This window comes from Caulobacter sp. Root487D2Y (genome assembly GCF_001427165.1).
In the GTDB taxonomy this organism is placed as follows: Bacteria; Pseudomonadota; Alphaproteobacteria; order Caulobacterales; family Caulobacteraceae; genus Caulobacter.
This window is the reverse complement of sequence record NZ_LMFD01000001.1, coordinates 613,193-623,805: the sequence shown is the minus strand read 5'-3', so window position 1 is coordinate 623,805 and position 10,613 is coordinate 613,193. Positions and strand designations below refer to the sequence as shown.

The 10,613-nt window shown below is 69.1% G+C and carries 9 protein-coding genes; 4 read left to right on the top strand and 5 right to left on the bottom strand.

What is annotated here, in order from left to right:
* Positions 1-433: 433 nt before the first annotated feature.
* Together ASD38_RS02810 and ASD38_RS02805 are read left to right on the top strand one after the other, a co-directional pair.
* Positions 434-1,999: a response regulator gene (locus tag ASD38_RS02810; protein ID WP_056457375.1), complete on the top strand. Its 1,566-nt coding sequence runs from the start codon at positions 434-436 to the stop codon at positions 1,997-1,999.
* 36 nt (positions 2,000-2,035) lie between these two features.
* The gene (locus ASD38_RS02805) at positions 2,036-3,388 is read left to right on the top strand and encodes an AmpG family muropeptide MFS transporter (protein WP_056457372.1); all 1,353 of its coding nucleotides are present in this window, start codon (positions 2,036-2,038) and stop codon (positions 3,386-3,388) included.
* On the opposite strand, the gene ASD38_RS02800 is transcribed toward ASD38_RS02805, so the two are convergent.
* From ASD38_RS02800 to rlmN, 4 genes are all read right to left on the bottom strand, one after another.
* Positions 3,385-4,224 (bottom strand): S1 family peptidase, encoded by an 840-nt coding sequence (locus tag ASD38_RS02800; protein WP_056444121.1) that lies wholly within the window; start codon positions 4,222-4,224, stop codon positions 3,385-3,387. The genes ASD38_RS02805 and ASD38_RS02800 overlap by 4 nt on opposite strands.
* Before the next feature lie 24 nt (positions 4,225-4,248).
* Positions 4,249-4,677, bottom strand: coding sequence for a DUF350 domain-containing protein (locus ASD38_RS02795; protein ID WP_056444118.1), 429 nt, complete (start codon positions 4,675-4,677; stop codon positions 4,249-4,251).
* Between the two features lie 103 nt (positions 4,678-4,780).
* The gene (locus ASD38_RS02790; RefSeq protein WP_056457369.1) at positions 4,781-5,194 is read right to left on the bottom strand and encodes a hypothetical protein; all 414 of its coding nucleotides are present in this window, start codon (positions 5,192-5,194) and stop codon (positions 4,781-4,783) included.
* Positions 5,195-6,412, bottom strand: coding sequence for a 23S rRNA (adenine(2503)-C(2))-methyltransferase RlmN (gene rlmN / locus ASD38_RS02785; RefSeq protein WP_056457366.1), 1,218 nt, complete (start codon positions 6,410-6,412; stop codon positions 5,195-5,197).
* Positions 6,413-6,620: 208 nt separating this feature from the next.
* On the opposite strand from rlmN, the gene ASD38_RS02780 reads away from it, so the two are divergent.
* Positions 6,621-8,297 (top strand): TadE/TadG family type IV pilus assembly protein, encoded by a 1,677-nt coding sequence (locus tag ASD38_RS02780; RefSeq protein ID WP_235523743.1) that lies wholly within the window; start codon positions 6,621-6,623, stop codon positions 8,295-8,297.
* Between the two features lie 119 nt (positions 8,298-8,416).
* On the opposite strand, the gene ASD38_RS02775 is transcribed toward ASD38_RS02780, so the two are convergent.
* A complete protein-coding gene (locus ASD38_RS02775) occupies positions 8,417-9,352 on the bottom strand; it encodes an isopenicillin N synthase family dioxygenase (protein ID WP_056444106.1) in 936 nt (311 codons plus the stop codon).
* Positions 9,353-9,575: 223 nt separating this feature from the next.
* On the opposite strand from ASD38_RS02775, the gene ASD38_RS02770 reads away from it, so the two are divergent.
* A complete protein-coding gene (locus ASD38_RS02770; protein ID WP_056444102.1) occupies positions 9,576-10,250 on the top strand; it encodes an OmpA family protein in 675 nt (224 codons plus the stop codon).
* The last annotated feature ends 363 nt before the right edge of the window (positions 10,251-10,613 follow it).

Genomic DNA, 10,613 nt, shown 5'->3' with positions numbered 1-10,613 from the left:
TCGCGGTCCGGGACCGGGTGTCGTTGACCTGGCCCGCCCGTCGGAGGCTTCAAGGCGGCGAGGCCCTAACAGGGCTCAGCGTCGCGGGCTTCCGGATAACGACCGCGCGGAGCGATCGGGCTTCGTCGAAACGGTATTTGTTCAAAGTTCTCCGGACGATGTCCGGCGCTCCGCGACCCTTTCCGATAGCTCAGCGAGAGATCGCATGAGCCTGCGAAGCCGTGCCCGCGAACACTTGCCCCCACCTGACCGCTTCGCGGTCTGCCCGCCCCCATAGGGGGCGGAGGACGCCGCACCGCGCACCTCTTCCCCCTCCTGGGGGAAGACGACCGCGAAGCGGTCCGTAGGGGGCAAGGGATCGCCGCGCGATCTCGTCCGAACAGTCCCTCGCCGAACACCCGTCGTTAAGCCGTGAGCGCTACAGTCTCCCGCCATGAGCAACCGTCCTTCCTCCGCCGGGATCACCCCCGAACAGCTGGCGACCCTCAGCCACGAGTTCCGCACCCCGCTGAACGGCGTGCTGGGCATGGCCCGGCTGCTGGAAGGCACGCGGCTGACCGCCGAGCAGCGGGCCTATGTCGGCGCCCTGCGCGAAAGCGGCGACCACCTGCTGTCGCTGGTCAACGACGTGCTGGACTTCGCCCGCCTGGGCGCCACGGCGATCGAGCTGCACACGGCCCCGGTCGACGTCGAGAACCTGCTGCGCCAGGTCGCCGAGCTGCTGAGCCCCCGCGCCCACGAGAAGGCCATCGAGATCGCCTGGGCGGCCGCGCCCGGCCTGCCGGCCATCCTGGCCGACGAAGGCCGCCTGCGGCAGGTGCTGCTGAACTACGCCGGCAACGCCATCAAGTTCACCGAGACCGGCGGGGTCCTGCTGAGCGCAGAACTGGCGACCAACGGGCGCCTGCGCTTCTCGGTGCGCGACACCGGACCGGGCGTGGCCCCCGAGGCCCGCGCCGCGATCTTCGAGGCCTTCGTCCAGACCGATCCCTCGCATCAGGCCCAGCTGGGCGGGGCGGGCCTGGGCCTGGCCATCGTCGCCCGCCTGGCCGGCGCCATGAACGGCGAGGCCGGGGTCGGCGGCGAACTGGGTCAGGGCGCCGACTTCTGGTTCGAGGCCCCGTTCGACTTCGCGGCCGCCGCGCCGGCGGAGCTGCCCCTGACGGGCCGCTGCGTCGCCATCGCCTCGCCCAACGCCATGATCCGCGAGGCCGCCATTCGCCAGATCCGCGCCAGCGGCGGCCAGGCCCTGTCGGGCGAGACGGTCGCCTCGGCCCTGAAGGGCGCGCCCGTCGACGCGGTGCTGCTGCTCGACGCCGCCTTGTCAGGCGCGAAGGGGGCCGGACCGCGCGGCGCGCTGAAGCCGCCGGCCGGCCGCGCCTGCGTGGTGCTGCTGACCCCCGACCAACGCGACCGCATTCCCAAGCTGAAGGCCGCCGGCCTCGGCTACCTGATCAAGCCCCTGCGCCGCGCCTCGCTGATCGCCCAGGTCCTGGCGGCCCAATCTTCCGCCAAGACGGCGGCCAGCAAGAACGAGATCGCCCCGACCGCCACGCCCGCCGCCCACGAGGACGACCGCATCGCGCCGGCCGCCGCCCCGGGGGTCCGCGTGCTACTGGCCGAGGACAATCCGATCAACGCCCTGCTGGCCCGCGCCCTGCTGGAGCGCGAGGGCTGCAAGGTCGACCGCATCGCCAGCGGCGACGAGGCCGTCTCGGCCCTGTCGCGCGGCTTCTACGACCTGATCCTGATGGACCTGCGCATGCCGGGCCTGAACGGCCTCGAGGCGACCAGGGCCCTGCGCGAACGGGGCGTGACCACGCCCATCGTCGCCCTGACCGCCGACGCCTTCGACGAGGACCGGCGCGCCTGCCTGGCGGCCGGCATGAACGACTTCCTGGCCAAGCCCCTGACTCCGCCGGCCCTGCGCGCGGTGCTCACGAACTGGACCGGCCTCGGCTGGACGAAAGCCACGACGCGCGCCAAGGTCGCCTCCTAACTTTTAGGGGGAGCGCGCCTCGGCGCGAGCGACGGCATGGCGGACTCCAAGGTGCAGAAGCGTGGCATGATGGACGTGCTGCGGGCCCTGGGACGACCGAAGGTCGGGGTGATGCTGGCGCTCGGCTTCGGATCGGGCCTGCCTTTCCTGCTGACCGGCAACACCTTTGGCTACTGGCTGCGCGAGGAAGGCACGTCGCTGAAGGCGATCGGCTTCCTGTCATGGGTCGGTCTGGCCTATTCGGTGAAGTATCTCTGGGCGCCGCTGGTCGACCGGCTGGACGCACCCCTGATCGGCCGCTGGCTGGGCCGTCGGCGCGGTTGGATGCTGATCTCGCAGCTGATGGTCGGGCTGGGCCTTATCGGCATGGCCCTGACCGGGCCTCACGCCGGCCTGACCACAGTCGGCGTCTTCGCCGTGATCGTCGCCTTCGCTTCGGCGACCCAGGACATCGTCGTCGACGCCTGGCGGATCGAGGCGGCGGAAAACGGCGAGGAGCTGGGCCTGCTGTCCTCGGCCTATCAGTTGGGCTACCGCGCCGCCCTGCTGGCCACCGACGCCCTGATCCTGGCCACCGCCACTCGCATCGGCTGGAGCCATTCCTATCTCGGCGCGGCCCTGTGCATGGGCATCGCGGTCTTCGCGACCCTGAGAGCGATCGAGCCCGCCCGGGCCGACGCGGTGATGAAGGGCAAGGCGCCACTATGGACGCCCAGCGGCTTCTTCGACGCCGTGATCGGCCCGTTCATCGACTTCTTCCGCACGCACAAGGAGTTCGGGGTGCTGATGCTGGCGGCGGTCGCGCTCTACCGTCTGCCCGACTTCGTCATGGGGCCGATGGCCAACCCGTTCTATCACGACATCGGCCTGACCAAGGACGCGGTGGCGGCGGTGCGCGGTTCGGTCGGCCTGGTCGCCGCCATCGTCGGCATAGCCGCCGGCGGCCTGTCGGCCCTGCGGCTGGGTTTCACCCGCACCCTGATCCTCGGCGCGATCCTGCAGCCGATCGCGGTGGCCGCCTTCGCCCTTTTGACGGTCAGCAAAGGCCATGTGGGCATATTCAGCGCGGTGATGGCGGCCGACAACTTCGCCATGAGCTTTGCCGGCGTCGCCCTGGTCTCCTACATGTCCAGCCTGACCAGCCTGGGTTATACGGCGACCCAGTACGCCCTGCTGTCCTCGACCTACGCCATGCTGGGCAAGTTCCTGAAGGGATTCTCCGGCGCGGTCGTCGAAAGCCTCAGCGCCAGCCACGGCCTGATGGCGGCCTATGCGATCTTCTTCGTCGGTGCTGGCCTGGTCGGGGTCCCAGCCCTGATTCTGTTCATCATCCTGTCGATGCGCCAGACCGCCTCGGCCAAGCGGGCGGCGGCGGCCGAGAGCGCCTAAAGCTCGGCCTTCAGGCAGACCACCTGCGCCACCCGCAGGTCGCGACGCAGGCCGTCGGCGACGCGGCCGTAGTTCTCGGTGGTGATCGCCTCGCCCAGGGCGAAGCTGGCCGGACGGCGGCGACCCTGCTTGAGCAGGTCCTCGACCGTCTCCTGGGCCGTCGTGTAGATCCGGCCCCGGCGCGGCGACTCCGCGACCGTCACGCCGATCACCCGCCCGGCGCTGTCCAGGGCCGGCGCGCCCGACAGGCCCGACAGCGTGCCCTTCAGGTTGTCGGTGCGGCCGACCTCGGCCCAGACCAGCACCGGCTCGATCCGTGCCCCGCGCCCTCGGATCACCAGGTTCTCGCGGCCCAGCAGACGCGAGGTCACCTCGCCGGGATGGCCCTGCGGGAAGCCCGGATGATAGGCCCGCTCACCGCGCCGGGGCGGCTCGGCCACGGCGCGCAACGGCACGGCCGGGGCCCCGCCCTCGGTGGTCAGGATGGCCGCGTCGCCGGCGGGATCCAGAGTGATGCGGGCCGCCACGCCCCGGCCGTCGGCCACGACGATCGCCGCCTCGCGGCAGCCGTCGACCACGTGCCGGGCGGTCAGCCACGAGCCGCCGTCATCGACCGAGAAGGCCGTGCCGCTGCCCGGCTGGCCCTTGTCGGGCACCTGGACGACGATGGACGGGTCGAACGGCGAGGCGGGACCCAGCGGCAGGCCGACATCGCCCGGCACCGGCGGCGGCGGCGGCGGCGCGTCGGAACGCTCCTGCCGGCCGATGGCGACGACCAGCAGGGCGCTGACCACCGCCCCGTAGATCAGCCAGTCCGGGAGTTTGGGGAAATGCACTGGATCCGTCCCCGCTCGCCCGTCTCAGCCCGCCACGGCGGCGGCGAGGATCAGGGCCGTGGCGATCTTGGCCCCGACCAGCAGGGCCGCGGCGGCGACCTCGCCCTCGTTGATGCGCTCGGGCAAGCCCTTGAGCAGCATGTCGGTGATCCGGAAGACCAGCAGCTGGACGGCGATGGTCGAGACGCCCCACAGCACGATCTCCAGCGGCGAGACCGAGGCCGACAGCGAGGTGGCCAGCGGAATGGCCAAGCCGACCATCACCCCGCCCAGCGACAGGGCGGCCGCGGCGTTGCCTTCGCGGATCAGCTTGATCTCCTTGTGCGGGGTCAGCAGGGCGTAGAGCGCGGTGCCTACCACCAGCATCACCAGGGTGATGGCGGCGTGCATCAGGGTGAGCGGCAAGCCGCTGGCGAAGGCCTGGATCTCGGGCGACTGAAGCTGTGGCGGCATGGAAGCGGTAAACCCCGAAACTTGAGGGACGCATTGCTAGCACGGGATCGAGCGCCGTGCGTAGAGGGCTCGTCGGCGAGCGTGGAGGCGTGTGGTCGCAGGGCTATTGAGCGAAGCTCACGACCGACCAGCCGTAGGACCGGATCCGCCAGGCGTCGCCTTCAAGCACCAGCACGAACGACCAGCCGCCGTGCTCGTCGAACCGCTTGCCGTCGCGGACGCCGGTCCAGCGGGTGGGCAGGGAGAAATAGGCGGTGTCACCGGTGCGGACGAAGTCCTGCGGCGGGCCGAAGGTGTGGCGCAGATCGGTGATCGCGCCCACATGCCGGGCCATCAGGCCCCGCCAGTGATCCAGGCCGTCCTGGCCGGTGAACACGTGCGGCGGAAAGTTCTCGAGGATGACGAGATCGCCCGTCGAGAACAGGCCGTGCAGGACGCCTTGGTCGGCCGTCTCGAGGAACCGCGCGAGCGTCTCGGGGCCGGCCATCATCGCGGCGTCCGGCGCGACGGCCGACATCTAGGCCGCCGCCTCGTCCTCGTCGTCGTCCAGCACGCCGGCCATGGCCGCCATCGACAGCTTGCGCATCGCCGAGGCGCGGACCTTCTCGCTCTCGCTCTTCAGCTGGCCGCAGGCGGCGAGGATGTCGCGGCCCCGCGGCGTGCGGATCGGCGAGGAGTAGCCGGCGCGGTTGAGGATCGCGGCGAAGCTCTCGATCGCCGTCCAGTCGGAGCACTGATAGTCCGTGCCCGGCCAGGGGTTGAACGGGATCAGGTTGACCTTGGCCGGGATGCCCTTGATCAATTTGACCAGGGCGCGGGCCTCGTCGGGGCTGTCGTTGACGCCCTTCAGCATCACATATTCGAACGTCACCCGGCGGGCGTTGCTGAGACCCGGATAGGCGCGGATCCCGGCCATCAGCTGGTCCAGCGGATACTTCTTGTTCAGCGGCACCAGCACGTCGCGCAGGGCGTCGTTGGTGGCGTGCAGGCTGATCGCCAGCATGGCCTGGGTCTTCTCGCCCAGGGCCTCCAGCTGCGGAACCACGCCCGAGGTCGAGACCGTGATCCGGCGACGCGAGATGGCGATGCCCTCGTTGTCGCTGATGATCTCGATGGCGTCGGCCACCTGGCCCATGTTGTAGAGCGGCTCGCCCATGCCCATGAACACGATGTTGCTCAGCAGGCGGTCTTCCTTGTCGGACGGCCATTCGGCCAGGTCGTCCTTGGCGATCTGCACCTGGGCGACGATCTCGGCGGCCGTCAGGTTGCGGACCAGGGCCTGGGTGCCGGTGTGGCAGAAGCTGCAGTTCAGGGTGCAGCCGACCTGGCTGGAGACGCACAGCGCCCCGACCCGTCCAACGGACGGGATGTAGACCGTTTCGACCTCGATGCCGGGGGCCATGCGGATCAGCCACTTGCGGGTGCCGTCCTTGGACACCTGGCGCTCGACCACCTCGGGGCGGGCGATCGTGAACCGTTCGGCCAGCCGAGCGCGGGTCTCCTTGGCCACGTCGCTCATCTGGGCGAAGTCGGTGACGCCGCGATGGTGCACCCAGCGGAAGATCTGGGTGGCGCGCATCTTGGCCTTGCCGTGCTCGACCACGCCGCTCTCGGTCAGGGCGGCGACCATCTGCGGTCGGGTCAGGCCTGACAGGTTGATCGGCGGCTTGGGGGCGTCGGCCCCCTCCCTTGAAGGAGAGTGAGCCATGCGCGACAGGTCGAGGGTGACGCTCAAGGGGCGGTCCGGAGGCAAGACATTTCAGGGATCGAGGCGGGGATATAGCAGCTCTCGCGGCTTTTTCCAAAGGGACCGGGCGTCGCGCCCCCTCGGTCGAGGGCTGGCGGCCATGGATTTCCGGATGCGACGATTAAGCATCGTCGTTTGCGGCCCGTTCACCGTCCTTGGCGATAATGCCCTATCTCTGGGGAGTCGGGCCTTGCTCATGACCATGTGGAAACGCCTTGCGGCGCGTCTTCGCGACGACGAGCGCGGGGCCATCGCCGTGCAGTTCGCGCTACTGATGATCCCCATCGCCATCCTGACCTTCGGCCTGATCGATCTGAGCCGCACCAGCGTCCAGAAGCGCCAGCTGCAGGACGCCCTCGACGCCGCGACCCTGATGGCGGCCCGGTCGACCGCGACCACCGACGCCGCCCTGGACACCGTCGGCGACGCCGCCCTGGCCACCGAGATGGCCGGCCTGGGCGTGCCCCTCACCCGCGAGAACTCGACCTTCGCCCTGGGCCCGAACAACACCGTGGTCGGCGCCATCCAGAACGTCACGATCAAGCCGATCATCTCCAACCTCTGGAGCAGCGGCGACACGCACGTCGCCGCCGGCTCCACCGTGATGCGCTCGGTGAACAAGCTGGAAGTGGCCCTGGTGCTCGACAACACCGGTTCGATGGGCAGCACCCTGGGCTCGGGGACCAAGAAGATCGACGCGCTGATTGACGCCTCCAAGTCGCTGGTCGACGTGCTGGCCGCCGCCGCGGCCCGGGCCACCGAGACCGACGCGGTGAAGATCAGCGTCGTGCCGTTTTCGATGACCGTGAACGTCGGCTCGACCTATCAGAACCAGACCAGCTGGCTGGCTGGCAAGATGCCGACCACCGGCTACGGCGCGGATGTGTTCGCGACCAACCAGAACCGCTTCACCCTGCTGTCGAACCTGGGCCTGACCTGGGCCGGGTGCGTCGAAAGCCGACCCGCGCCCTACGATGTCACCGACGACGCGCCCAACACCTCGGCGCCCGCCTCGATGTTCGTGCCGTTCTTCGCGCCGGACGAACCCGACGACAATACGGTCGGCGTCAACCAGTCCAGCACGAACCGCTATCGCGACGCCCGGACCGTCAGCAATCCCGGCAACCCGATCATGAACAACTGGCTGCCGGACGGGGTCTCGCCCAGCGGCACCCTGGCGACCGCCTGGGCCACCCGTTCGACTCCGATCGCCAAGTACGGCGCGAGCAACAAGAGCAAGGTGCTCAGCCAGGCCAAAACCGGCACCACCTACGGCCCCAACGCCGGCTGCGGCCTGACCAGCCTGATGCGCCTGACCAATGTCCGCGCCACCACCCAGCGCGACGCCGTCAAGACCAAGCTCGGTCAGATGATCGCCAACGGCAACACCAACGTCGCCATGGGCCTGGCCTGGGGCTGGCACACCCTGTCGAACAACGCGCCCTTCGCCGACGGCGTCAATCCGACCACCACCGACGGCAAGAAGACCACCAAGGTGATCGTGCTGCTGACCGACGGCGACAACACCAACGACACCTACGCCAACCCCAACAACTCGATCTATACGGGCTATGGCTATATCGCTCAGGGCCGCCTGAAGAACGCCAGCGGGACGGCCCTGACGGCCGGCTCCACGGCCACCAACCGCCGAGACGCGATCGACTACCGCGAGAAGCTGCTGTGCGAAAACGCCAAGGCCGAAGGGGTGGTGATCTACGCCATCGGGGTGGGCGTCTCCAGCCACTCCAAGGCCATCCTGCAGGCGTGCGCCACCAAGCTCGACATGTATTACGACGTGAACGACGCCGACGAGCTGACCTCGGTCTTCAACACCATCGCCGGCTCGATCCAGAACCTGAGGATCACGAAATAGAAAGGCCCGGAGCGCTGCTCCGGGCCTTTCCATGTCTAATTTCCTTTTGACGGCGCCTCGCCGCTGGCTCGTCCCGGAGCGGATGGAGGTCCAGGGCGCCGTCGACGGTCGGCCGCCGGCTAGGCCAGCTTGATCTCCCGCAGACGCTGCTGGAGGAAGGCGTCGGCGGTGATCGGTTCGGGATAGCGGTCCGGATTCTCGTCCGTGATGCAGCTGGGCAGGGTCTTGATCAAATAGTCCGACGCGAAGTGCAGGAAGAACGGCGTCGAATAGCGCGGCACGCCGCGACGTTCCGGCGGCGGATTGACCACCCGGTGGATCGTCGAGGGCAGGACGTGGTTGGTCAGGCGCTCGAGCATGTCGCCGATGTTGCAGACCACGCAGCCGGGCGGCGGGTTGATCGGCAGCCAATCGCCGTTGCGGTCCAGCAGTTCCAGTCCGCCTTCCTCGGCCCCCATCAAGAGGGTGATGGTGTTGATGTCGCCGTGGGCCCCGGCCCGCACGCCGGTGGCGTCCTTGGGGATCGGCGGATAGTGCAGCAGGCGCAGCACGCTGTTGCCGTCCTTGACCGTCGGATCGAAGAAGTCGCGGCCCAGGTTCAGATAGGTGGCGATGGCCTTGAGCACCCGCACGCCCAGGCTGTCGAGCGCGCCGTACAGCCAGCCGACATTGTGGTGGAAGCTGGGGATCTCGGCCGGCCAGACATTGTCGGCCATGGTGGCGCGGAACGGATGGCCCGGCGGCAGGTCGCGGCCGACGTGCCAGAATTCCTTCAGGTCGTAGTGGGTCGCGCCCTTGGCGGTCTCGATGCCGAACGGGATGTAGCCGCGCGCCCCGCCCTTGCCGAGCGCGTACTGCTTCTTGGTCTCCTCGGGCAGGGCGAAGAAGGCCTTGGCGTCGGCGATGGCCGCGTCGATGCGCGCCTGGGGCATGTCGTGGTCCGAGATCACCGCGAACCCGTAGCGCTGGAACGACGCGCCCAGCTCGTGGGCGAACCTGTCGAAATCCTTCGAATACAGGGTGAACGAGACGGGTTCGATAGCGGATGCGGACACGGGCTGGAGCCTCGACGTTAGCCAGATGGGAAATTAGTAAGACCGGACTTACTACACCGCCCAGGACCAAAGCGCCAAGAGCGGGTGCGAAGCCTCTGTTCATCGCCGGGTCATCGGCCGTATTGGAACTTGACCATGGACGGGGCGTTCTGCCGGCCAAGGATCGCACGCGATGGTGTGGGATCAAGATCACCTGAACGGGTTCGCGAGGAAATAACCGACCATGATTAAGAAGACCGCCGCCAGCGTCGCCGTGATGGCCGCCCTGGCCTTGGCCGCCTGCACCACCACCGATCCCAACACCGGCATGCCCGTCCGCAACAACACCGGCACGGGGGCCCTGGCGGGCGCCGGCGTCGGGGCGGTGCTCGGCTATCTGACCAACACCAACAAGGGCGAACAGGGCCGCAAGAACGCCCTGATCGGCGCGGGCGTCGGCGCCCTGGCCGGCGGCGCCGTGGGCAATTACATGGACCGTCAGCAGGCCGACTTCCGCCGCGGCCTGGAAGGCTCGGGCGTGATGATCCGCCGCGACGGCGACCAGATCGTGCTGATCATGCCCAGCGACGTGACCTTCGCGGTCGACAAGTCCGAGGTCCAGCCGCAGTTCACCCGCGTGCTCGACGACGTGGCCCGCACGCTGAACGCCTATCCCCAGACGACGATCGACGTGGTCGGCCACGCCGACGCCAGCGGCCCGGACGACTACAACCAGACCCTGTCGGAGCGCCGCGCCAGCGCGGTGGCCGGCTATCTGACCGGTCCCGGCAAGGTGCTGGCTGACCGCGTCTTCGTCGCCGGCCAGGGCGAGCGCCAGCCGATCGCCTCCAACGACACCGCCGAAGGCCGCGCCCAGAACCGCCGGGTGGAGATTATCCTGCGGCCGCTGACGAAGTAGGATGCCTCGGCCCTCCCCCGCGGGGGAGGGCCGAGTTGCGGCGATCGCTTGCCCCCTACGGACCGCTTCGCGGTCGTCTTCCCCCAGAGGGGGAAGAGGTGCGCGGTGCGGCGTCCTCCGCCCCCTGTGGGGGCGGACAGGCGGCGAAGCCGCCAGGTGGGGGCAAGTGTTCACCGGCATGGCTCTTCATGCTCACGCGATCTCTCGCTGAGGGAATGGAAAGGGTCGCGGAGCGCCGGACACCGTCCGGAGAACTTTGAATAGTTACCGTTTCGACGAAGCCCGATCGCTCCGCGCCATCGTTATCCGGAAGCCCGCGACGCTGAGCCCTGTTAGGGCCTCGCCGCCTTGAAGCCTCCGACG